23 protein-coding genes are annotated in these 24,128 nt (G+C 46.5%); 1 reads left to right on the top strand and 22 read right to left on the bottom strand.

Features of this window, described 5'->3' with window-relative positions:
• Positions 1 to 215: 215 nt before the first annotated feature.
• The gene (gene guaB / locus BCU34_RS01570; RefSeq protein ID WP_048669208.1) at positions 216 to 1,679 is read right to left on the bottom strand and encodes an IMP dehydrogenase; all 1,464 of its coding nucleotides are present in this window, start codon (positions 1,677 to 1,679) and stop codon (positions 216 to 218) included.
• A gap of 269 nt (positions 1,680 to 1,948) precedes the next feature.
• Here guaB and xseA point away from each other — a divergent pair, with 269 nt between their 5' ends.
• Complete coding sequence (gene xseA / locus BCU34_RS01565; protein ID WP_102478559.1) at positions 1,949 to 3,295, top strand: exodeoxyribonuclease VII large subunit; 1,347 nt, start codon at positions 1,949 to 1,951, stop codon at positions 3,293 to 3,295.
• Between the two features lie 92 nt (positions 3,296 to 3,387).
• On the opposite strand, the gene ureG is transcribed toward xseA, so the two are convergent.
• The 21 genes from ureG to ispG form a co-directional block, all read right to left on the bottom strand.
• Positions 3,388 to 4,026: an urease accessory protein UreG gene (gene ureG, locus BCU34_RS01560; protein WP_017062498.1), complete on the bottom strand. Its 639-nt coding sequence runs from the start codon at positions 4,024 to 4,026 to the stop codon at positions 3,388 to 3,390.
• Positions 4,027 to 4,074: 48 nt separating this feature from the next.
• Entirely contained in the window at positions 4,075 to 4,755 is a 681-nt protein-coding gene (locus BCU34_RS01555) for an urease accessory protein UreF (RefSeq protein WP_102478560.1), read from the bottom strand.
• Positions 4,756 to 4,797: 42 nt separating this feature from the next.
• Positions 4,798 to 5,394, bottom strand: a complete 597-nt coding sequence (locus BCU34_RS01550; RefSeq protein ID WP_102478561.1) for a HupE/UreJ family protein — start codon at positions 5,392 to 5,394, stop codon at positions 4,798 to 4,800.
• Positions 5,395 to 5,467: 73 nt separating this feature from the next.
• A complete protein-coding gene (ureE, locus tag BCU34_RS01545; protein WP_048669212.1) occupies positions 5,468 to 5,920 on the bottom strand; it encodes an urease accessory protein UreE in 453 nt (150 codons plus the stop codon).
• Positions 5,921 to 6,036: 116 nt separating this feature from the next.
• Positions 6,037 to 7,740, bottom strand: a complete 1,704-nt coding sequence (ureC, locus tag BCU34_RS01540) for an urease subunit alpha (protein ID WP_102478562.1) — start codon at positions 7,738 to 7,740, stop codon at positions 6,037 to 6,039.
• A gap of 40 nt (positions 7,741 to 7,780) precedes the next feature.
• Complete coding sequence (locus BCU34_RS01535) at positions 7,781 to 8,116, bottom strand: urease subunit beta (protein ID WP_102478563.1); 336 nt, start codon at positions 8,114 to 8,116, stop codon at positions 7,781 to 7,783.
• Between the two features lie 11 nt (positions 8,117 to 8,127).
• On the bottom strand, positions 8,128 to 8,430 hold the full coding sequence (gene ureA, locus BCU34_RS01530; protein ID WP_004735119.1) for an urease subunit gamma: 303 nt from the start codon (positions 8,428 to 8,430) through the stop codon (positions 8,128 to 8,130).
• 133 nt (positions 8,431 to 8,563) lie between these two features.
• Positions 8,564 to 9,511 carry an urease accessory protein UreD gene (locus BCU34_RS01525; protein ID WP_102478564.1) on the bottom strand — a complete coding sequence of 316 codons (948 nt, stop codon included), beginning with the start codon at positions 9,509 to 9,511 and terminating at the stop codon, positions 8,564 to 8,566.
• Positions 9,508 to 10,203: an urea ABC transporter ATP-binding subunit UrtE gene (gene urtE / locus BCU34_RS01520; RefSeq protein WP_102478565.1), complete on the bottom strand. Its 696-nt coding sequence runs from the start codon at positions 10,201 to 10,203 to the stop codon at positions 9,508 to 9,510. Before urtE ends, BCU34_RS01525 begins: the two co-directional genes overlap by 4 nt.
• A gap of 1 nt (position 10,204) precedes the next feature.
• A complete protein-coding gene (urtD, locus tag BCU34_RS01515) occupies positions 10,205 to 11,047 on the bottom strand; it encodes an urea ABC transporter ATP-binding protein UrtD (protein WP_017062506.1) in 843 nt (280 codons plus the stop codon).
• The gene (gene urtC, locus BCU34_RS01510) at positions 11,044 to 12,216 is read right to left on the bottom strand and encodes an urea ABC transporter permease subunit UrtC (RefSeq protein WP_102478566.1); all 1,173 of its coding nucleotides are present in this window, start codon (positions 12,214 to 12,216) and stop codon (positions 11,044 to 11,046) included. Before urtC ends, urtD begins: the two co-directional genes overlap by 4 nt.
• 10 nt (positions 12,217 to 12,226) lie before the next feature.
• Complete coding sequence (gene urtB / locus BCU34_RS01505) at positions 12,227 to 13,855, bottom strand: urea ABC transporter permease subunit UrtB (RefSeq protein WP_102478567.1); 1,629 nt, start codon at positions 13,853 to 13,855, stop codon at positions 12,227 to 12,229.
• 135 nt (positions 13,856 to 13,990) lie between these two features.
• Positions 13,991 to 15,277, bottom strand: a complete 1,287-nt coding sequence (gene urtA / locus BCU34_RS01500) for an urea ABC transporter substrate-binding protein (protein ID WP_076650847.1) — start codon at positions 15,275 to 15,277, stop codon at positions 13,991 to 13,993.
• A 294-nt stretch (positions 15,278 to 15,571) separates the two neighbouring features.
• Positions 15,572 to 15,799 carry a zinc ribbon domain-containing protein gene (locus BCU34_RS01495; protein WP_102478568.1) on the bottom strand — a complete coding sequence of 76 codons (228 nt, stop codon included), beginning with the start codon at positions 15,797 to 15,799 and terminating at the stop codon, positions 15,572 to 15,574.
• 36 nt (positions 15,800 to 15,835) lie between these two features.
• Positions 15,836 to 16,837: a sensor domain-containing diguanylate cyclase gene (locus tag BCU34_RS01490; RefSeq protein WP_102478569.1), complete on the bottom strand. Its 1,002-nt coding sequence runs from the start codon at positions 16,835 to 16,837 to the stop codon at positions 15,836 to 15,838.
• Between the two features lie 289 nt (positions 16,838 to 17,126).
• Positions 17,127 to 18,029 (bottom strand): metal-dependent hydrolase, encoded by a 903-nt coding sequence (locus tag BCU34_RS01485; protein ID WP_102478570.1) that lies wholly within the window; start codon positions 18,027 to 18,029, stop codon positions 17,127 to 17,129.
• 131 nt (positions 18,030 to 18,160) lie between these two features.
• The gene (gene der / locus BCU34_RS01480) at positions 18,161 to 19,642 is read right to left on the bottom strand and encodes a ribosome biogenesis GTPase Der (protein WP_017629857.1); all 1,482 of its coding nucleotides are present in this window, start codon (positions 19,640 to 19,642) and stop codon (positions 18,161 to 18,163) included.
• Between the two features lie 158 nt (positions 19,643 to 19,800).
• Positions 19,801 to 20,961, bottom strand: coding sequence for an outer membrane protein assembly factor BamB (gene bamB, locus BCU34_RS01475; RefSeq protein ID WP_048613470.1), 1,161 nt, complete (start codon positions 20,959 to 20,961; stop codon positions 19,801 to 19,803).
• Between the two features lie 10 nt (positions 20,962 to 20,971).
• Positions 20,972 to 21,586, bottom strand: a complete 615-nt coding sequence (locus tag BCU34_RS01470; RefSeq protein WP_102478594.1) for a YfgM family protein — start codon at positions 21,584 to 21,586, stop codon at positions 20,972 to 20,974.
• Positions 21,587 to 21,665: 79 nt separating this feature from the next.
• A complete protein-coding gene (hisS, locus tag BCU34_RS01465) occupies positions 21,666 to 22,934 on the bottom strand; it encodes a histidine--tRNA ligase (protein ID WP_017062514.1) in 1,269 nt (422 codons plus the stop codon).
• Between the two features lie 70 nt (positions 22,935 to 23,004).
• Positions 23,005 to 24,126, bottom strand: a complete 1,122-nt coding sequence (ispG, locus tag BCU34_RS01460; protein WP_048658835.1) for a flavodoxin-dependent (E)-4-hydroxy-3-methylbut-2-enyl-diphosphate synthase — start codon at positions 24,124 to 24,126, stop codon at positions 23,005 to 23,007.
• Positions 24,127 to 24,128: the final 2 nt, after the last annotated feature.

The following is a 24,128-nucleotide window of genomic DNA, read 5'->3' as shown; positions in this document are numbered from 1 at the left end:
ACAGTAAGTAAGTGTTCAGTAGTAGCGCTGGAAAAAAGCTTGAGAACAAGGCTGTCTATTCAACAAAGAGTTCTGATAAGTAGTTATTCCACAATCAAAAATTCTAACGAAGTTATCGAGGTTTTTAACAAGCTAGGATGACCAGTTATTTACTACGGTTGGTATATTAATGTGCCGACTCAATCAGCACATTATTCAAACGTTTGGACGTATTATTAACCTAAACGGTAGTTAGGTGCTTCTTTCGTGATTTGAACATCGTGTACGTGAGATTCTTTCATGCCCGCACCAGAGATACGAACAAACTCAGCTTTAGTACGCATGTCTTCAACAGTTGCAGAACCCGTAAGGCCCATGCTTGAGCGTAGACCGCCCATCTGTTGGTGAACGATCTCTTTTAGACGACCTTTGTATGCGATACGACCTTCAATACCTTCTGGAACAAGCTTGTCTGCAGCGTTGTCAGATTGGAAGTAACGGTCAGAAGAACCTTGAGACATAGCGCCAAGAGAACCCATACCACGGTAAGACTTGTAAGAACGACCGTTGTAAAGGATAACTTCACCTGGAGCTTCTTCAGTACCAGCGAACATTGAACCAACCATCACACAAGATGCGCCAGCAACGATAGCTTTACAGATATCGCCAGAGAAGCGGATACCGCCATCTGCGATTACTGGAATACCGTATTCGTTAGCGACTTCAGCTGCATCTGCGATTGCTGTCACTTGAGGAACACCAACACCAGTAACGATACGAGTCGTACAGATTGAACCAGGGCCGATACCTACTTTAACCGCACTAACACCAGCTTCGATAAGAGCACGAGCGCCAGCGCCAGTTGCTACGTTACCACCGATGATTTGTAGATCAGGGTATGCAGCGCGAGTTTCGCGGATACGGTTAAGTACGCCTTCAGAGTGACCGTGTGAAGAGTCGATAAGTAGAACGTCTACGCCAGCTTCAACTAGAGCAGCAACGCGCTCTTCGTTACCAGCACCAGCACCAACAGCTGCACCTACACGTAGGCTGCCGCGCTCATCTTTACAAGCGTTTGGTTTACGTTCTGCTTTGTGGAAATCTTTTGCAGTGATCATTCCAGTTAGTTGGAAGTCATCATTTACAACAAGAACTTTTTCAACACGCGCTTCATGCATTTTCTCTTGAACTTCTTCACGAGTTGCACCTTCTTTAACAGAAGCAAGGCGAGCTTTAGGCGTCATTACTACATCAACTTTCTTAGAAAGGTCAGTAACAAAGCGAACGTCACGGCCAGTAATAATACCAACCAATTCGTTTGTTTCAGTAACAACAGGGAAACCGGCAAAGCCGTGTTTTTCAGTTAGGGCTACAACATCAGCGATTGTCGCGTCAGGGTTTACAGTTACTGGGTGAGAAACCACACCTGCTTCGTAAATTTTAACCTGGCGAACCATTTCAGCTTGCTGTTCAATAGACATGTTCTTATGAATGAAGCCTATTCCGCCTTCTTGTGCCAGTGCAATCGCTAGGCGAGCTTCTGTCACAGTATCCATCGATGCAGAGATCATTGGGATGTTTAGGGAAATATTCTTCGTCAGCTGAGTGCGAAGATCAGCTGTATTAGGGAGAACGGTGGAGTGTGCTGGCACTAGCAGTACGTCGTCGAATGTCAGCGCTTCTTTGGCAATTCTTAGCATTTGCAATATCTCACAATAATAGGAGTAAAAAGAAACAATCCAATCTCATCGTTTCGCCTAATGAGGGCAGCCAATTAAGGAAAATCAAACTGCATTTGGATTAGATATTGCGGACGGATTATACGGCCAACGAAATCGCTTGGCTACACATTTTTGTATTTTTAATTTGCATTTACCCTCTTGCTATGTATTATATTGCCGCTATCTTCCATACTCACGCCCTGTGAGATTCCAAGAAAGACCTTCCTTCAAGGAAAGATAGTGCTTCTATGACTAATCCAAACATCTTTACTGTTTCTCGCCTCAACTCAGAGGTTCGTCTCCTATTAGAAAACGAAATGGGAATAGTCTGGCTCGTTGGTGAAATATCAAACTTCTCTGCACCTGTATCTGGTCACTGGTACCTCACGCTTAAAGACTCTCGCGCTCAAGTTAAGTGCGCCATGTTTCGTGGCAATAACCGCCGAGTCACTTTTAAGCCTCAGAACGGTAATCAAGTGTTAGTCAAAGCTCGTCTGTCGCTTTATGAGCCACGCGGTGACTACCAACTGATCATCGAAAGCATGCAGCCAGAGGGTGACGGTAAACTTCAGCAAGAGTTTGAAAAGCTTAAGATGAACTTGGCGGCAGAAGGCTTATTTGCTCAGTCCAGTAAGCAAGCTCTTCCTGAACATCCAAAACGCGTTGGCGTCATCACCTCTAAAACCGGTGCAGCACTGTTTGATATTCTTGATGTCCTGAAAAGACGCGATCCTTCATTGCCTGTTGTGGTTTACCCGACCATGGTTCAAGGCGAAGAGGCGGCAATTCAGATTGCTCAGGCGATTGGGTGTGCCAATGAGCGCAATGAGTGTGATGTGTTGATCGTGGGTCGTGGCGGCGGTTCGTTAGAAGACCTATGGTGCTTCAATAACGAGATCGTAGCTCGCACAATCGCTGCAAGCCAAATCCCGATTATCAGTGCAGTTGGCCACGAAGTTGATGTCACTATCGCCGATTTCGTCGCAGATATGCGCGCTCCAACACCATCAGCAGCCGCTGAATTGGTTAGCCGTGATAACAGCCATAAAGAACAAGCTTTTGCGTCTAAACGTGCTCGCTTAGTCAGTGCGATTCGTCATGTGTTAATCAAACAAGCGCAATCAACTCAAACATTGAAGTACCGCTTAGAGAAGCAACATCCTAGCTACCAACTGCAAAAGCAGAGTCAGCAGCTTGATGATCTAGATATGCGTTTGCGTCGTGGTATGACTCAATACCTAAAGCAGCATGCACAGCGTGTTGAACGTAAACAGCACCAGCTTCAATTGAACTCGCCAGTAAAGCGCCTTGGCGAACAGAAGCTACATCTGCAACGTTCAGAGCAAAAGCTATTGGATGCGATGGATAAAACGTTACTAACGACTCGCCACCAGCTCGCTATGGCTGCAGAGAAGTTAGAAACCGTTAGTCCACTGGCTACCCTAAAGCGTGGCTACAGCATTACTCATTCAGCATCGAGCAAGACGGTATCATCGATTAACGATGTCGAAGTGGGCGAAGTGATCACCACCCAAGTTGAAGACGGTGTTATTGAATCGCAAGTGACCACAAGAGTCGCTAAGAGCGAGCTTTAAGTTCGACTCGAACGTTTAAAATCAAAAAGCCCTATCGATAATCGACAGGGCTTTTTAGTCTCTAGCGGCTTAAAAAATCAATGATTCCAACCCTACTCAGTAGTAGAAGGTTCCTTCATGGTTAGCATACCTTCGGTCACAATAAAGTTGATGATGAAGTCTAGCCCTTGGCTCTCTTTGAGGTTGGTAAACACATAGGGCTTGGTTGGACGCATGCGTTGTGTGTCTTGCTCCATCACCTCCAATGATGCGCCAACATACGGTGCTAAATCGATTTTATTGATAACCAACAGATCAGATCGTGTAATACCCGGGCCACCTTTACGTGGGATCTTCTCCCCTTCAGCTACATCAATCACGTAGATGGTCAGGTCTGCTAATTCAGGGCTAAACGTCGCACTGAGGTTGTCGCCACCACTCTCTACAAACACCACATCGAGATTCTTATGTAGCTTAGCCAGCTCTTCGACTGCTGCGAGGTTCATCGAGGCATCTTCACGAATCGCGGTATGTGGGCAGCCGCCTGTTTCCACACCGATAATACGATCCGGTTCTAGCGCTTCTGCTCGCGTGAGTATCTTGGCATCTTCTTGGGTGTAGATGTCGTTGGTTACCACCGCAATGTTGAGCTTGTCGCGAATCGCCTTACATAGCACCTCTAACAACGCTGTTTTACCAGACCCTACCGGGCCACCAATACCAATTCGAAGTGGTTGCTTATAACTTTCCATAATCTACTTCCTTATATTCTTTTCTTGCTACCTCGTTAGCGCTGACCGCTACGAACGAAATAGTCGTGTGTATTGTGTTTCGTGCAGTGAACTTGCTAATGCCATTGATGGCGAAAAGCTACCTATCATCCAATCTTCAATCTTGCGTGCTTTCTCAATCACCTCGGGAAAGGTGTTAGTGATATTAATCAGTGCCAACTGCCCGTCGGTTTGGCCTAAAGGCACCAATTTGACTCCTGCGGTAACGATATTTTCAAGCCAGCTCCATAAGTAACCTTGCTTGAGGCTTTCTAAATCAATGCACCAATGCTGAGCCGCCATACACATGCCCAACAGTTGGTTTGGGTGACTATCAACAGAGTCCACCAGCGAAATATCGATATCCAAGCGCTTCAACAAGGTGTTCAATGCCTGCCCACGCTGCTTTTCTTCCGCTCGCAATTCACTGGTTTCACGGCTTGAGTATAAGTAGTTACACCAATGCTCAATCTCATCGATTTCACCCTTTTCTAGGGCATGATAAAGACGCTCTAAGATAGGTAATTCCAAAGTCGCGATACTGGAACTGACGATGGTATTGAGCCACTGCTCCATGCTGTTGCGATCGGTCACCCACCCCGCTTCAACCGCTAACTCAAGGCCTTGCGAGTAAGTGAACCCACCAATCGGCAGTGACGGACTGATCAATTGAAACAGACGATAGATGGCAACATTTTCTGTTGTGTTCATAATCGCGCCCTCAGTCTTCTAGAATCGAAAAAGTTCGAGAGCTTACGCGCCTAACAGTAATAATGCGCTAGCTGAAGCCACACCAACCGACATCCATTTTGAGTAAACCGCGCGTCCAACCGATGTACCGATAACCATAAGAGCCAAAGCAGTGATGCTCATGCCTGCTGCAAACTGAGTTAGGTTGCTCGCAGCTTCAACGCCGTGTGCGTAGCCATGGAAAAACAACATAGCAATAGAAGCGACTAATACGCTGTTTACACGCTTGGTTGATGGTGAGAATACGTGCCAAAGGCAAAAGCTGACGACGAACAGAGAAGCGATAATGGCTGGTTCAACAATTACAGAGAAACCTAAGGCTTGGCCTGCGATAAGCCCAACCACCAACGAAGCCAATCCACCACCAATCAAAGCGGCTTTTATCTTGGTTGAAAACGACAGTGCGCCAATTAACAGACCAAAAGCGATCAGCATAATCAGGTGATCCATACCTGTCACAGGGTGAGTTAAGCCAGACATCAATGAGTGAGACTCATGAACCGAATGCGAACCGTGCCCCGGGTGAGCGAAAGCCATCGTGGATGTTGTTAGAGAAGCCAGTGTGAAAGTACAAAAGCCAGCAGCTGTTTTAAAGTTCATCGCGAGTTCCTTGCGTTTATAATTATTGATATCGTGGTTGTATCTATAAATGGATGAGTCTCAAATGACTCGATTAATGATGGTGATGATGACCACCAGAGCGACCGCCATAAGCGCCGCCTTCTGGTTCAAACGGTTGTTTTTCGGTCGTCACTGTCGCGCCTAAACCTTCAACCATTTCATCCAAAACATGGTCGTGTTGATAACGAACCCAGCCCGCTTCCACTTGCAGCGGAACATGTCGGTTACCAAGGTGATAAGCAACACGAGTTAACAGATGCGAGTCTTCACAGTAAACGGTCGACACGGTTTCCGGCGCCGCTTTCACTTCGACAGTTAAGCCACACTCACTAGTCAATTGTTCTCCACCACGCAAAATATGACCGCGTGGTAGAAACAATCCAGCATTGCGCCCGTCATCAAGCATCACCTTAAGACGGCTTTTAATGCGACTATCGATCGGCAGACTTAAATAGCCGTCCGGTGCATTTTGTATTTGAGTATTTAGTTGAGTCAGTTCAATCATGCTATTACCTCAATCTCCTTGTGAGATTTATAACGTTCAAATTAGGAGCCCTCAGCCAAGAGCTAAAATACGAGCTTCAGCTAAAGGACTTAAAATAAAAGCCTTCAGCCGAGCTATTAAAATAAAAAATATCTTTGAGCCATTGGCAGTTCTTCAGCCGGCTCACACGTCAGCAGTTCACCATCAGCACGCACTTGATAAGTCTGAGAGTCGACCTCAATTTTTGGCATCCAGTCGTTAAGCTTCATGTCGGCTTTGCTAATGTTTCGGCAATTGCTCACAACACCAATCAGGCTTTGCAAACCCAATTTTTTATCGATGTTCTGTGCTTTGGCTTCCTTGGAAACAAACAGCATCGATGTGTTCTGACACGCCTTGCCATAACTACCAAACATAGAGCGGTAGTGGACGGGTTGAGGGGTTGGAATTGAAGCATTAGGATCACCCATTGGTGCCATGGCGATCATTCCGCCTTTCAAAATCACGCTCGGCTTCACACCAAAGAAAGCTGGTTTCCACAGCACGAGATCCGCGAGCTTTCCTGCTTCGATAGAGCCGATCTCATGTGCCATGCCGTGCGTGATCGCAGGGTTAATGGTGTACTTAGCGACATAACGTCTTAGGCGGAAGTTATCGCTGTAGTCAGAATCTTCTTTTAGGCTGCCACGCTGCACTTTCATCTTGTGCGCGGTTTGCCAAGTTCGGGTTACCACCTCGCCTACGCGCCCCATTGCCTGTGAATCCGAAGCGATCATCGAGAACGCGCCTAAGTCATGAAGAATGTCTTCTGCGGCAATGGTTTCACGGCGAATGCGCGATTCAGCAAACGCGACATCTTCAGCAATTGACGGTGACAGGTGATGACACACCATCAACATGTCTAAGTGCTCATCGACCGTATTGACCGTATAAGGTCGCGTTGGGTTAGTCGAAGAAGGCAGAACATTTGGTTCACCTGCCGCACGGATAATATCGGGAGCATGACCACCACCTGCACCTTCGGTGTGATAGGTATGAATCACACGGTCACCGATGGCACCCAGTGTAGATTCAACAAAACCCGATTCATTTAGTGTATCGGTGTGAATTGCAACTTGTACGTCCATCTCGTCAGCAACACTCAAGCAAGTATCAATTGACGCGGGTGTGGTTCCCCAGTCTTCATGCAACTTCAAACCCACTGCGCCTGCAGCTACTTGTTCGCGTAGAGCTTCTGGCTGACTGGCATTGCCTTTGCCGAGCAAGCCAAAGTTCATCGGGAATTGATCGAGTGACTCCAACATACGGTGCATGTTCCACGGGCCCGGTGTACAGGTCGTCGCATTGGTGCCTGTGTTTGGCCCAGTACCACCACCTATCATGGTAGTCACACCCGACGCCAGCGCCTCTTCAACCTGCTGTGGGCAGATAAAGTGAATGTGTGAATCGATACCGCCAGCAGTCAGGATCGAACCTTCACCTGCCAAAATTTCCGTGCCCGGGCCAATGACTATATCGACGCCCGGTTGAACGTCGGGGTTACCCGCTTTACCCAACGCTTGAACTCGGCCGTCTTTGATAGCGACATCGGCTTTTACTATGCCCCAATAGTCCAACACAATCGCGTTAGTGATCACCAAGTCAGGTGTTTCGGCACTTGGACGCTGGCTTTGCCCTTGTCCATCACGGATCACTTTACCGCCGCCAAACTTCACTTCGTCACCGTATACGGTGTAATCCTTTTCAACTTCTAGCCATAAATCGGTGTCAGCAAGACGCACTCGGTCACCGACTGTAGGCCCAAACATTTCGGCATAAGCCTGTTTGGATATCGTCGCCATGATCAATCCTTTGTTGTTTTAATTCTTTCTATGGGAGCGCTTAGAGCTTGCCCATCACCTTTCCTTGGAAGCCATAAATCTCTAACTTACCTGCGTAACGCACTAACTCGACGCTACGTGATTGACCCGGTTCAAAACGAGTGGCAGTACCTGCAGGGATATTGAGTCGAAACCCTTTAGTGGCTTCTCGGTCAAAGATCAAAGAAGGGTTTGCTTCATAGAAATGGTAATGAGAGCCAATTTGCACAGGACGGTCGCCAATGTTTTGCACCTTAACCGACGTCGTGTCTCGGCCTTCATTTAAAGTAATGTTGCCCGGAGCGGTTTCGACTTGCCCGGGAACTAAGCCTGAATATTGTTTGGTGGAACTAGCCATACTACTTCTCCCTAAACGATAGGTTCATGAACGGTCACCAATTTGGTGCCATCGGGAAAAGTCGCTTCGACTTGTACATCTGGGATCATGGAAGGGATCCCCTCCATAACGTCATCGACGGTTAGCAGTGTGCGTCCAAAATCCATCAGTTCCGAAACGGTTTTACCCTCGCGGGCACCTTCTAGAATGGCGCTGCTGATCAGCGCAATAGATTCTGGATAGTTGAGTTTTAAGCCTTTTTGTTTGCGCTGCTGTGCCAGCATTCCTGCGCAGAAGATAAGTAGCTTATCCTTTTCTCTTGGTGTTAATTCCATTTAGCCGCCCGCTGTTAGTGTTGTTTTCTTATTGCTCATAAACGCATGAGCAGTAAGTGGGATTCAGTCACAGCAAGCTTGAAAAAATGTACCGAGGGCCGGAAGTCACTCTCGGTACAAATAGGGCTAATCGCTAAGTCGCCCAAATCCTTGGTAAATCAGGAGTCGTACCATACAAATGAGAGCGAGTTGCTTGCCATATCTGACCAAAGGCCTGGAGAATATCTTCACTCCAATTGCCCAAGGCTCGCACCACAATCAATCCTTCTATTTGTGTCGCGCCCAATATTAATGTGGGGTCACTCGACATTTTCGATGAGTCTGATTGCTGTGAAGCTTGCTGTGTAATAGATAAGAGCAAGCTCTGTACCAACTCTAAATCTTGCTTCTCATTTGAGGTGAGATAAAAGGTTCCCATCATAGAATAGTCAAGTAACCCCATATTTATCATCAACTTATCGCCACCGTGAAAATTAAACCCTTCCGTAAGAAGCCGTTGATTATCAAGATAGATTTCCGTTTTACCGACGAGGTGACCATGCTCAAATCCCTCATTCTGTGCAGGCCGTCCAAAACAGTGCATCTCCCAACCCCAAAACTGTGCACCCTTTTCTAGGCGTATTTCAGTATCGAGTCGAACATGTGCATTGGGGAAAAAGATGTTCTCTTGTGGCATCCACTCCAAGCGAGCCCCTTTCTCCACATGTAAGGTTTGCTTCTGCTTGGCGTACTTGTTGTTGGAACGATAGAACTTGGTCGCACCGGGGGTGGTGATCAACGCATGAGCACCTCGCTCAAGGTTCACGTTAATATTGAGAGTGTCACCACCTACCACTCCGCCGGGGGGATGGAGTAAGTAGGTGTGACACGTTTCCCCATCAGGATACAGGGGGCGTTGCACCGCAAGCGGGCCTGACTGCTGACGATTCTTTAATACGGTTTTATCACCACGATCGACAAAGGTGAGATTTAAACTCGCTTGCCAACCATCACGAATATCTTGTTCGATGGTGTCATTCAAAGATAAAGCTTCAACTAAAGAAGCCTTGCTTACTTCATTTGGAGAAAAGAGAGAATTCATACGGTTAGGTACTCCTTAATCAAAGACTCATCGAGCCCTGTCATTTCACCTTCTGCCACCTGACGCCCACGGTCGAGAATACAAAAACGGTCACCGACCTTTCTTGCAAATGGTAGCTTCTGCTCTACAAGTAGAACCGTGAGTCCCATCTTCTCGTTAAGCATGCGAATGATGTCGCCAATCTCTTGCACAATATTGGGTTGAATACCTTCCGTCGGCTCATCCAAGATCAATAGCTTTGGATTAACCACCAGCGCACGCCCAATCGCTAGCTGCTGCTGCTGCCCACCCGATAAATCACCACCGCGACGATGTAGCATCTCTTTTAACACTGGGAAAATATCGAAGATGAATTCAGGAATCTTGCGGTCGCCCTTTTTACGAATCGGTAAACCGACCTCTAGATTTTCTTGAACAGTGAGCATTGGGAAGATCTGGCGACCTTGCGGTACATAGCCGATCCCTTGGCGTGGGCGGTCCTCGGCATCGGTTTTCAAAAGTGACTCACCCGATAAAGAAATGTCACCGCTTTCAACATTCACCAACCCCATAATGCATTGCAGCAAGGTGGTTTTACCAACACCGTTACGCCCCATTAATACCGTGCATTTTCCCTCAGGGATCTGCATATCTAAGTCCCATAAGGTGTGGCTCTCACCGTAATATTGATTAACTGATTTAACATCTAACATCCTATTCTCCGAGATAAACTTGTTTAACTTCAGGGTGAGCCTGTACTTGATCCATGGTGCCTTCTGCCAACACGTGACCTTGATGAAGCACGGTGACATGGCTAGCAATCGAACGAACGAAATCCATATCATGTTCAACCACAACCACCGAGTGCTTACCTGCCAGCGAATTAAGAAGTTCAGAGGTGCGATCCATCTCTTGGTGAGTCATACCTGCAACGGGTTCATCCACCAGCAACAGCTTAGGGTTTTGCATCAGTAACATACCGATCTCTAACCACTGCTTTTGTCCGTGAGACAGATTGCCCGCCAAGTTCGCGGCTTCGTCTTTAAGGTGAATAAGCTCAAGTACCGAGGTCAGTTTGTCTTTCTGCTCACCAGACATCACGGCAGTAAAAGTCGCCCACACTGAACGATCGCCGGCCATCGCCAACTCAAGGTTCTGCCACACGGTTAAACATTCAATTACGGTCGGCTTTTGGAACTTACGCCCAACACCTGCATTGGCGATTTCAGCTTCGTTCATCTTGAGCAGATTGATGTTCGAACCTAGCCACACTTCACCAGTGTCTGGCTTAGTCTTCCCGGTGATGATGTCCATCATGGTGGTTTTACCGGCGCCATTAGGGCCGATGATGCAGCGCAGTTCGCCCTCTTTGATATAGAGATTGAGGTCGTTTATCGCTTGGAAGCCATCAAAGCTTTTGTTGACGCCTTCAACATACAACAGCACGTTATGACGAGTATCGATGGCAGGATGAATATCAGGTTTAAGATAATCAAACACTTCATCTCGACGAGTGAACGCCTGAACCGATTCCTTTACGCTATTAAATGTGGTCATGCGATCGCCTCCTTTCCTTTATGTTGATCATCCTTATCTTGTCCTTCGCCTTTTGAGTTCGATGCCTTGCGCAGCTGTTGCCATTTTTCGCTAACAAAGCCAATCACACCTTGTGGGAAGTACATGGTCGAGAGAACGAATAGACCACCGAGGGCAAATAGCCACACCTCTGGGAACTCAACGGTAAACCAGCTCTTGGCGTAGTTGATGATCAGGGCACCAACAATGGCACCAAACAGAGTGGCGCGGCCACCTAAGGCAACCCAAACCACAATTTCAATCGAGTTAAGCGGTGCAAATTCACCTGGGTTGATGATGCCGACTTGAGGCACATAGAGCGCGCCAGCAATACCCGCGATAACCGCAGACAGAACGAAGACCCAGAGCTTAATGCCATCGACGTCGTAACCCATAAAGCGGGTGCGAGATTCAGTATCACGAATCGCTAAGGCCACACGTCCTAATCGACTGGTCACGACCATGCGACACGCTATATAGCTAAGGATGAGCGAGATACCCGTCGTGACAAACAGACCAATCTTGACCGCATCACTCTGTAAACTCAGGCCAATGATGTCTTTAAAATCCGTCAGTCCGTTGTTACCACCAAAGCCCATCTCGTTGCGGAAGAACGCCAACATCAAAGCGTAAGTTAACGCTTGAGTCATGATCGAAAGGTAGACACCAGACACGCGAGATCGGAAAGCCAAATAACCGAACAAATAGGCCAATGCGCCCGGCACCAACACCACCATTAAGCAAGCAAACCAGAATTGATCAAAGCCCTGCCAGAACCACGGCAACGCTGACCAATCAAGGAACACCATGAAGTCTGGTAGAACCGGATCACCATAAGCCCCACGATCACCAATCTGGCGCATTAAGTACATGCCCATCGCATAACCGCCAAGCGCAAAGAAAGCACCGTGGCCTAAGCTCAATATTCCGAGGTAGCCCCACACCAGATCGAGCGCCAACGCCAACATCGCATAGCTTAGGTATTTGCCCATCAGCGAGATAGTGAAAGTCTCGACATGAAGCGGGTGTCCACTTGGTAACACGGTATTAGCCAGTGGGATTAGAATCACGGCCGCAAGAATGGCAAGGATGGTCAGTTGACCACCTTTATCACCACGCATCGCCGAAAGTACAAATGATTTAGACTGCATGATGTTGTCCTTAACCTTCAGCCGCACGACCACGTTGCGGGAACAATCCGCGTGGGCGTTTTTGAATAAATAGAATGATGAGAACCAGTACTAGAATCTTGGCGAGCACTGCGCCAGCCCAAGGCTCTAAGATCTTATTGAACAAACCAAGACTCAGACCTGCAACGAGTGTTCCCCACAAGTTACCGACTCCGCCGAACACCACCACCATGAAAGAATCGATGATGTACGCTTGCCCCATATTAGGGCCAACGTTAGTCAGTTGAGAAAGTGCCACACCCGCGACACCCGCCACGCCAGAACCTAAACCAAAGGTCAGCGCATCAACACGTTCAGAACGTATCCCCATCGCGCGAGCCATGCCACGGTTTTGAGAAACTGCACGTACCTGCAAGCCAAGTGGCGTTTTCTTGAGAACCATCAACAATCCCATAAACACCAAACCACAGAACAAGATGATGTATAAGCGGTTGTAGGTCAGAGACAGCATTGGATTCAATTGCAGTGCGCCAGACATCCATTCAGGCGTGCTCACTGAGCGGTTCAATGGAGAGAAAATAGAGCGAACGGCTTGCTGTAAGATCAAGCTGATACCGAAGGTCGCAAGTAAGGTTTCCAATGGACGGCCATAAAGGTGACGAATCACACTACGCTCAATCGCAATGCCAACCAGACCAGACACAATAAATGCAGCCGGAATAGAGAGAATCAGCGCTAAACCGATGTGATTCGGCATCAACAACTGCAATACATAGGTGGTGTATGCGCCAATCATGATCAGCTCGCCATGGGCCATGTTAATCACGCCCATTACGCCAAAGGTGATCGCCAAACCAATACCCGCCAGCACTAGTACCGAACCTAAACTCAAGCCGAAGAATACGGTCTCAACGCCCGAGTACAGTGCTTGGCTCTGTTGATAATCATCCATCGCTCTCTCTGCTGCCGCCAAGACTTTTGGGTCTTGTTCGCTGTTGAGCAATTGATTCAAGGTTTTGAGTACTACTGAATGTTTGAAGTCACCGACTCGGTCAATCGAAACCACACGATCGTCAACCGTGGCACTCTTATCAAGAGAAGTGAAAATGGCTAACGACAAGTCCATCAACTCAGCGACTTTGCCCTCTGATTCACTGGTTCTCAGCACAGCTAAACGATCAATAATGTCAGAATCTTTGGTACCGAGCAGATCCAGAACCGCTTTATAACGCACGTCTGGGTTGTTGCTGTTCAGTCCAATCGAGGCAATTTCCCCACGCAAGATCCCGCGAAGCTTGTTATTCACGCGAACTTTTTTGAACTGTCTAGCATTCTCGATACTGAGGCTTGATTCATCCCACACAGACTGAGCCGAGGTTGCCGTTTTAATGCTTTGAATTAGGTAAAGCTGTTTGTACTGCTCACTTTGTTTGTCATTAAAGTAATAGAGATTACCGTTTAACCAGCCATCCAAAATAGGTTTCGACACATCTTCCGTTTGCGTCTCAATAACCCAATCAATAGCTAATTCTTTATCCGATGTTTTCTTACCAACTAGCGCCTTGGTAAAACTAGCTTCATCCGTTATTCCAGCAAAAGCCAACTGAGCACTGACTGCCATAAGCAATAGCGCCTTAAATACGTTCAATAGGTTTTTCATCCCTGCTTCCTTAATCCACCGAGCTAGATATTGTTATTTTTGCTTGATGGATACGTGGATAATTATTGTTACCTGAGAAGTAGTGAGCCTTACCTTAGCTATATTTACTAAAGACAAGGCTCAACATTCATGACTCTAGTTACCGCCAGAACACTTCTTGGTTTCGACATTAAACGCGCCACATGAGAATGGCTTCGACCAGCTAGAGAACAATTTTGCCGACTCAGGTAAGTAGCTCGACCAAGCATCACCCGCAACGAGACCTGTGGTTTCCCAAACGATATCGAATTGACCATCGTCTTGGATTTCACCGATCAGGACAGGTTTCGTGATGTGGTGGTTTGGCAGCATGGTAGAGTAGCCGCCAGAAAGGTTAGGTACAGAGACACCAATCAAGGCATCTTGTACAGATTCAGGATCGGTTGTGCCTGCATTAGTGACCGCTTGAGCCCACATGTTGAAACCTACATAGTGCGCTTCCATTGGGTCATTGGTGACACGCTTTTCACTCTTGATGAACGACTGCCACGTTTCAACGAACTCTTCATTGGCTTCGGTATCAACACTCATGAAATAGTTCCATGCCGCTAGGTGGCCTACCAGTGGTTCTGTGTCCATACCTGACAGTTCTTCTTCACCAACAGAGAATGCAATAACTGGGATGTCTTCAGATGAAATGCCTTGAGCGCCGAGCTCTTTATAGAAAGGGACGTTCGCATCGCCGTTCACAGTAGAAACCACTGCGGTTTTCTTGCCTGCTTCACCGAACTTCTTGATGTCAGAAACGATAGATTGCCAATCAGAGTGACCAAATGGCGTGTAGTTGATCATGATGTCTTCTTCTGCGACACCTTTATCTTTTAGGTAAGCTTCTAAGATCTTATTGGTAGTACGTGGGTAAACGTAATCGGTACCTGCAAGTACCCAACGCTCAACTTCAAGCTCTTCCATCAAGTAATCCACTGCTGGGATCGCTTGTTGGTTTGGCGCGGCACCGGTGTAGAAAACGTTTTTAGAGGACTCTTCACCTTCATACTGTACTGGGTAGAAAAGGATGCTGTTGAGTTCCTCAAAGACAGGCAGCATCGATTTACGTGATACCGATGTCCAACCACCGAACACCACATCGACCTTCTCTTTTTCGATAAGCTCACGCGCTTTCTCAGCAAATAGCGGCCAGTTTGACGCAGGGTCAACCACAACAGGCTCTAGCTTCTTGCCAAGTAAACCGCCCTTTTTGTTCTGCTCTTCGATAAGCATTAGCACGGTATCTTTTAGCGTTGTTTCACTGATCGCCATGGTACCAGACAGTGAATGTAGAACGCCGACCTTGATGGTCTCATCAGCCGCAAGCACGGTAGCAGAAGAAAATGAAAGTGTTGTACACAGTGCAGCTAGCGATAAATTGAACACCTTGTTCATGATAGTACTCCATAATTGTATTTTTGTTATTCAATTACAGAGTTACAAGAAGAGTGCCAAACTTATAAATCAACAAGTTTATTTATAAGCTATTGTATTAATAGAATTTAAAATTAACTCACACCAGTATGAAACATAGTAATCATGTAACTATGTTTCATACTGGTGCAGCGGCGATAAGAATGAACCAAGATGACACATTCCTGTTCTTCAGATACAAAAAAGACCCAACACTTTAGTATTGAGTCTCTGGTATAACATCACCGATAGTCGTTCAAACCATGCAGTTTAAGGCTATTCCGCTGGTTGGAATTCGAATTTTACTCTCGATTTAGACTTAAGCTCGTTGCAATCGCCATTACAAAAATAGCTCGCGGCACCACAGGCTTGAAGCTTCTCTAACTGGCTCCTGCACTCAGGACAAAACCCAACTTTAGTAAAGTGAGCCTGACAAGTTTCACAGTGATACTTGCCATCCCAAGCTAGCTCAGACTGGCACTTAGGGCAGATATTTTCACTCATTAGCATTTCCTAATTCACTACTCTGTTTACAATCTACTACTGCTGGGATTTAGCTTGCTTGATTTGGTACATGTTCTTATCAGCTTGTGCAATCAACTGGTCTAATCCTTGAGGATCTTTCTCACAAGAAAGCCCGACACTCACTGAAAACTGCACATCATTGATATAAAGCGCTTGTTGCAGTGCTTTTTCTAAGCTGTGATAGAAGCTAACAACGCTTTCTTGATCATCAAAACAAGAGAACACCACAAACTCATCACCACCATAACGCCCTATCTTGGCACAGGCTGTAGTTGCCTCATCAAGAACCTCAGCAACCGCCAACAACACATCGTCACCGAAACTGTGGCCATAGGTATCATTTATCGATTTGAACTTATCGACATCAACAAACAGACACGCCATCACCTTTTGTGCAAAACAGCGCTTAGTTAACACTTTTTCGGCTTCATTGAACAATGCCCGACGATTCAAACAGTGAGTTAGAGAATCACGATTGGCGAAAAAGTTAAGCTGATTCTCCAGCTCAAACTTCTCTAGTGCGACCGAATACAGAGACGCTAATAGCTCTAAGATCTCGAGCTCAAATTCATGTGGTTCAGAGATGTACTGACTATAAATAGCAAAGGTACCCAAAACATTACCGCGCGACGATATAATGGGTACCGACCAACAGGCATGCAGATTGGCTTGGCTGGTTAAGGCTAAGAAAGGCGCCCAGTTTGGGTGTGCATTTATATTGGAGACCATCACTGCTTTCTTAAGCGCAGCTGCCTCACCACAGGAACCAATCCCGGCACCAATTCCCACCCCTTCTATCTGTTGATTGTAGAAATCAGGCAGGTTGGGGGCATATTCAAGATGTAGAGTCTTTGATTCGGAGTTGAGCAGTAAGATTGAAGCCATACGCTGACCAAAAAGCAGCTCAGTAAGCTGAATGATCTTATGGTTTAAGTCCTTGCGATCCATCCCAAGGGCAAGCTTCCGCAGCAAACTATTGACTGCTCGGTGGCCTTCTAATAAAAATTGTTGTTCCATTCGCTAAAGCTTTCAATTGTGTAATTGGGTACAGCTTGTTCTTATGCAAGCTTGTTATTGGTTAATAATAACACACTAAGTTAGTACCACACACAACCGAAGATCATAGGTTGATCTTTCGCTTTATCTATTTTGATCAGCGATCTACCCCAAAAAGAATATTTATATCACCACACACCGAAAGCATAAGTTACATGTGCTGCATTTCAATTTTAAATGGTCATTTATATCAAAAGTGACATGTTAAAAAAGAATATACAGCACAACCCATTTCGATCTGTAGTCTAAATCATCGAATTACATGCGTCAGCATTTCAATATGCTGGTCATCTAGCTGGGTTAACTTAACGGATAATGTCTTAAGTTCTGAGGTGTTCTCGATGTGAGTACCACCACACGGAATAGACACCAAAGTATCGCTATCCAACTGCCATTCCCAATAGCGAGAGTCTGTTAATGTCTCGCCTTCCAGTCGCATCGCAACTGGTGTCGGCTCTGCAAGCCAGCCCGCAATCATCTGGTTGATGTCAGCTTCAATGACATCTAGGTTTGCTAGCATGTCTGCAACGTTCAAACCGCGCTTCTTCAGGGTTTTGCCTAAACGATACTTATCGGTACACAGCTCTGGAGTCACAAAGCTCGTCACCTGTGCATAGCTATTGAAATCGTAGCTGCCAAGCGGATCTTTTCTGTCCGCATCTTTACGCCAGTAGCTTTCAGCCAATACTTTATTCAGGGCTAGAAAAGCGATGTGGCCAGCACTGTGACCACGGCTCAAACTGGCTTGATACTCTTTATCAACCGACAACACGACTTCGTCGCTAACCTTAATCATAGAAGCAGATGCGGGTAGCTGGTGGACAACCACAAACGCCCACCCTTCCGTATCACGCTTAACAGGAATATCTGCTGCAATATGAAGCTTGCCAGTAGATTGTTCTATTGCACCAACAAGGCACTCCTCCACTGGATATTGAACGTCACCAACAGTCACAAAGCCTTGGTCTGCCGGATGATCAGGCCAAATATGGCTAACAGGGTGGAAAGGTGTTACGTCGGTGATCAAGTAAGTTTTACTGTCATCACTTTCAACGTACAGCGCTTTAGCATTGAACTGCCAGGCCTGATGACAAAATTTAGTGATGGTTGGTGTGATTGCTGACGCAGGTGTAATCAAATCGCTAGTAGTCATATCGTTCTTCTTTGGGAATCTAGTCTGATTCGTTAAGCCATGATGATAAAAATATATTTTTATGGCTTAACGTGAATTTTGCTTAAAAAAATACCCGAGACAGGCTCGGGTATCAAATCTATTGGAAAGGTTTACTTACGACCTTTAACCATGCTCATCATACGCTTACGTTTACGTTCTTGAGAAATTGTCAGCTTGTTTGTCTTAGCTTCAAATGGGTTCTCGCTGTTCTGGAACTGAATGCGAATAGGTGTCCCCATAATTTCTAGTGAACGACGGTAGTAGTTCATCAAGAATCGTTTGTATGAATCTGGCAAATTACGAACTTGGTTACCGTGGATAACGATAATCGGTGGGTTGTAGCCACCAGCGTGCGCGTATTTCAGTTTCACACGACGGCCACGAACCATAGGCGGTTGGTGATCATCAGTCGCCATCTTCATGATACGAGTTAGCACAGAAGTACCAACACGAGTCGTCGCTGACTTGTAAGCTTCTTGTACAGACTCAAACAAGTGACCAACACCAGTACCGTGAAGTGCAGAGATAAAGTGAATACGTGCGAAATCAACGAAACCTAAGCGACGGTCTAGCTCTTTCTTAACGCGTTCTTTCACGTCGTTATCTAGGCCATCCCACTTGTTTACCGCAATCACGATTGAACGACCCGCGTTCAACGCAAAGCCTAACAAGCTTAGATCTTGATCAGAGATGTTTTCGCGAGCATCGATAAGCAGCAATACAACGTTGGCATCTTCAATCGCTTTCAGTGTTTTAACTACTGAGAACTTCTCTACCGTTTCGTTGATGTTTTTACGGCGACGAACACCCGCAGTATCGATTAGAACGTATTCACGCTCATCACGTTGCATTGGGATATAGATAGAGTCACGAGTTGTGCCTGGCATATCGTAAACAACCACACGTTCTTCACCAAGAATACGGTTAGTTAGTGTTGATTTACCTACGTTAGGACGGCCAATGATCGCTAGCTTGATTGGTTGATCTTGAAGACGCTTGAATTCTTCTTCAGCTTCTTCTTCTGTAAATTCAACCTGCTCTTCTTCTTCGTCTTCAAACTCAGTTAGATCGCTTACTTCGCCATTTTCCGCTTTTAGCGCTTCTGCGAACGGGTTAAGAGCAAGGTCAATCAGTGCAGTAACGCCACGACCGTGCGCCGCAGCGATTTGGTACATGTCTTCTACACCTAGTTGCCAGAAGTCAGCACTTGCAGCATCAGGGTCGATACCATCAACCTTGTTTACTACTAGCATTGAAGGCTTTTCTAGTTGACGTAGGTGCTTAGCAATCGCTACATCAGATGGTGTTAGACCAGCACGGCCATCTACCATAAATAGAACAACATCAGCTTCATCAATCGCTGCTAGCGACTGTTCAGCCATTTTAGTTTCAACACCTTCTTCAGTACCGTCGATACCGCCAGTGTCAATAACAATAAAGTCATGCTCGCTAAAATGAGCATGGCCGTATTTACGGTCACGCGTTAAGCCAGGGAAATCCGCAACCAATGCATCACGAGTTCGAGTCAATCGGTTAAATAACGTAGATTTACCTACGTTCGGACGCCCTACTAGAGCAACAACAGGTACCATAACAACCTCTACAATTTCTTCTCTAAATGTAGTTATAGGTAAGCACTTGTTCGCAAGTTTAAACTCTTACCTATAACCACACGGTTTATTAATTTTTAACAACAAAACGGCTCCTGGCTGTTACCAACCAGGAGCCGACTGTGAATTATATCACGCTTTTATTGGCTAATCGTTAGTTTCTTTACATCGCCATTGCGAGTCGTCACTAAGTAGCCTTCAGGCAGTTCAATTGGTGCAACCGCAAAGCCGCTATCATCGACAAGCTGTTGAGCAACAAACTCACCCGATGAACGATCTAACCAGTGCAGGTAACCTTCTGTGTCACCCACGACTACATAACCATTAATAATAGCAGGTGCTGTCAGTAAGCGGTTTTCTAACAATGGAGTGCTCCACAGTTCAGTACCACTACGAGCATCAACCGCAACCACATGGTCTTTGTCGGTAACAACGAACAAACGGCTGCCATCACTTGCTAAATCAATCGCTGACGAGTAGTTACGCTTCCAAATTGGCTTACCAGAACGAAGGTCAATTGCAATCAGCTGACCATTGATACCTACGGTATACAGGGTGCCACCGAGAACAATTGGAGATGCATCAACATCAACCAAGCGATCGATTTCCGTTGCGCCTTTTGGCGTGCCTACTGGCTGTTGCCAAATAAGCTGACCACGGTCGACGATAGCTGCAGCTAGACGACCATTTGCTGTACCCCAGAATACACCACCAGAAACCGCAACCGGTGAGCTATCGCCACGGAGTGTTAGGCTTGGTACTTCAGTACTGATGGTCCATTTTTGTTCGCCACTTGCTTGATCTAACGCGATCAACATACCGCGACTGGTATGAACAATGACCATGTTGCTATCAGTTGCTGGGGATGCAAGCACCTCGCCATTCACTGATACACGCCACAGCTCTTCACCGGTCGATTCTTCCAGTGCGATCACTTCGCCATTTTCAGAACCAACAAATACTTTACCGTAAGCCGCCGTTAAGCCACCCGATAAACGAGCCAGTACGTCTTTCTCAAGATCGACTTTCCACAGCTCTTTACCTGTATCAGGATCAAGCGCTTTAACCATACCTTCACGGCTTGCAACAAACACTTTGTCGTAAGCCAATTCTGGCGTTAGTTTTGAAAAGTAGTGACCAACACCATCACCAACCGACGTAGACCATTCCTGACTAGGAGTGAACTCGCTGTTTACCGTTGGTACTGGAGCCATGATTACGGTGTCTTCTTCACCCGCACAGCCAGCTAGTAGGCCAAGAGCAATCGCACACAACGCCGCTTTTGGAAACATCTTCTTCATTCAAAGCGCCTTATTTAGCTAGGTCGTCAAGTTTGATTTGAAGCGTTTGGCTAGCATCAACAGCTTGCTGTGCTTCTGTATAAGCACTGTATGCTGCGTCAGTGTCGCCTTTACGAAGTGAGATATCACCACGCAGTTCAGCAACACGGCCTTTCCAAGATTCATCAGTCATAGCAGCAAGATCAGTCAATGCTGCGTCAAATTCACCTTGCTCAGCTTTAATGCGTGCAACACGGTAAGTAAGTAGTGGCGCAAGTGCCGCGTCCTTAGTTGCCGATTTTGCCCACTCTAGCTGTTCAAGTGCTGCTGCTAGCTCACCCGCTTGCACTTGTACTTTTGCTAATTGCATAGCTGCAAGTACTGAGTACTCAGCCTCTTTGTTTGCGTCGATGAAAGCTTGAATATCAGATTGAGCATCAACGCCCTTAGTATCAAGAGCTGAAATTACAGAGGTGTAGCTTTCTGAAGCTGCTTCACGCGCTTCAACGACTGAATCTTGGTAATAACGCCAGCCAAATAGACCACCTAAACCAATAACCGCACCAAAGATTACGGCTTTACCGTTCTCTTTCCACCAATCTTTAATGGCTTCAACTTGTTGCTCTTCGCTATCGTAAAGTTCCACTTCCTGTCCTCTTTAATTCTTTAAACGCCAGCATAGTGCTGACGTTAGTATTCATTATGAGCGTTTGCTCAATGGCTAATTAGATTAGCGCAGCAACTTTCTCTGCAACTTCCGTTTGAGACACGGTTTCTTGCTCGCCGCCAACCAGATCTTTTAGCACAACTGTATTGTCAGCAACTTCGTTCTCACCAAGTACCAGCGCCACAACAGCACCTACTTTGTCAGCACGTTTGAATTGCTTCTTGAAGTTACCACCACCGAAGTGGTTCATTACACGCACGCCTTCAACGGTGTCGCGTAATTGATTCGCTAACTGCATGCCCGCGATCATAGTACCTTCGCCAGCAGCAACTACGTAAACATCAACGCTACGGCGAACTTCTGTTAGCTCTAGCGTTTCCATCATCAGAACCAGACGCTCTAGACCCATTGCGAAGCCAACTGCATTGGTTGCTTTGCCGCCCAGTTGCTCAACAAGACCATCGTAACGACCGCCGCCACATACTGTACCTTGAGCACCAAGGCTGTCTGTGATCCACTCAAATACGGTGCGGTTGTAGTAATCTAGGCCACGTACTAGACGCTCATTAACTTGGTATTCGATACCAACAGCGTCAAGAAGTTCACACAAACCAGCAAAATGTTGCTTCGATTCTTCACCTAGATATTCAGATAGTCGAGGTGCGTCACCTAAGATAGCTTGAACATCAGGGTTCTTAGTATCAAGTACACGTAGAGGGTTAGTGTGCATACGACGTTTACAGTCTTCGTCAAGCACATCAATGTGTTGCTCAAGGAAAGCCACTAACGCAGTGCGGTAGCTTACGCGATCTTCTTGAGAACCGATTGAGTTCAGCTCTAGGCGAACGTGCTTATCGATGCCTAGCTCACGCCATAGACGTGCTGTCATCATGATAAGTTCTGCGTCAACGTCTGGACCGTCTAGGCCAAACACCTCAACACCACATTGGTGGAATTGACGGTAACGACCTTTTTGAGGACGCTCGTGACGGAACATTGGACCCATGTACCATAGGCGCTGTTCATCACGGTTGATAAGGCTATTTTGAATACATGAACGTACACAACCTGCCGTGCCTTCTGGACGCAGCGTTAAGCTATCGCCATTGCGGTCATCAAAAGTGTACATTTCTTTAGAAACAACATCTGTCTCTTCACCAACTGCACGGCTAAATAGGTTTGTTTCTTCAACGATAGGCATACGTACTTCGTTGTAACCGTATGCGCTCACCACGTTTTTAACTGCGCTTTCTACTTTCTGCCACAGTGGTGATTGAGTTGGAAGGCAGTCGTTCATGCCTCGAATTGCTTGGATATTTTTAGCCACAGTATTTATTCCGTAATTTCTCACGACCAGGTGTTAGTGCGAATAGACAATCACACCCCATCGCGTTGTATTAATCTTCTAAGTTTTCTACATCAATGCGATTTGCTTGATCAAGCACTGACGCTTTTGCACGAATCTTAGCTTCAAGTTTGTCGACAAGATCATCGTTGTCGAAGCGCTCTTTCTGACGCTTACCGTCTTCGTAGAAAGCACTCTTACGTGCACTACCCGCTAGACCTAAGTGAGACACTTCAGCTTCACCAGGGCCGTTAACCACACAACCGATGATTGATACATCCATTGGTGTAATCACGTCTTCTAGGCGCTCTTCAAGGGCATTAACAGTGTTAATAACATCGAACTCTTGACGAGAACAGCTTGGGCACGCAATGAAGTTGATGCCACGCGAGCGAATGCGCAAAGATTTAAGAATATCAAAGCCGACTTTGATCTCTTCAACAGGATCAGCCGCTAGCGAGATACGCAGCGTATCGCCGATACCTTCAGAAAGAAGCATACCCAAACCTACCGCGGACTTCACAGAGCCAGCACGTGCCCCACCCGCTTCGGTAATACCAAGGTGAAGAGGTTGGTCAATCTGCTTAGCAAGCAAACGGTAAGAACCAACAGCTAGGAATACATCAGACGCCTTCACGCTGACTTTGAATTGATCAAAGTTCAGACGGTCGAGGATATCTACGTGACGCATTGCTGATTCAACAAGCGCTTCTGCTGTAGGTTCTGTGTATTTCTCTTGGATCTCTTTCTCAAGAGAACCGCCGTTAACACCAATACGAATCGGAATATTCATATCACGTGCGCAATCAACAACTGAGCGGATACGGCTTTCGTTACCGATGTTACCAGGGTTGATACGCAGACAGTCAACGCCGTACTCTGCCACTTTAAGAGCAATACGGTAGTCGAAGTGAATATCAGCAACCAAAGGAACAGAGACCTGCTGTTTGATTAGCTTAAAAGCTTCAGCGGCATCCATAGTCGGTACAGATACGCGAACGATATCTGCGCCAACTTTTTCCAAAGCTCGAATTTGAGCAACGGTCGCGGCTACATCTGTTGTTCTTGTGTTGGTCATGGATTGCACAGCAATTGGTGCACCATCACCGATCGGCACATCACCCACATAAATACGGGTTGATTTGCGACGAATAATAGGAGATTCGTGTTGCATAT

It is taken from the genome of Vibrio sp. 10N.286.45.E10, assembly GCF_002874195.2.
Classification (GTDB): domain Bacteria; phylum Pseudomonadota; class Gammaproteobacteria; order Enterobacterales; family Vibrionaceae; genus Vibrio; species Vibrio crassostreae.
This window is presented reverse-complemented; position numbering and strand designations above follow the sequence as displayed.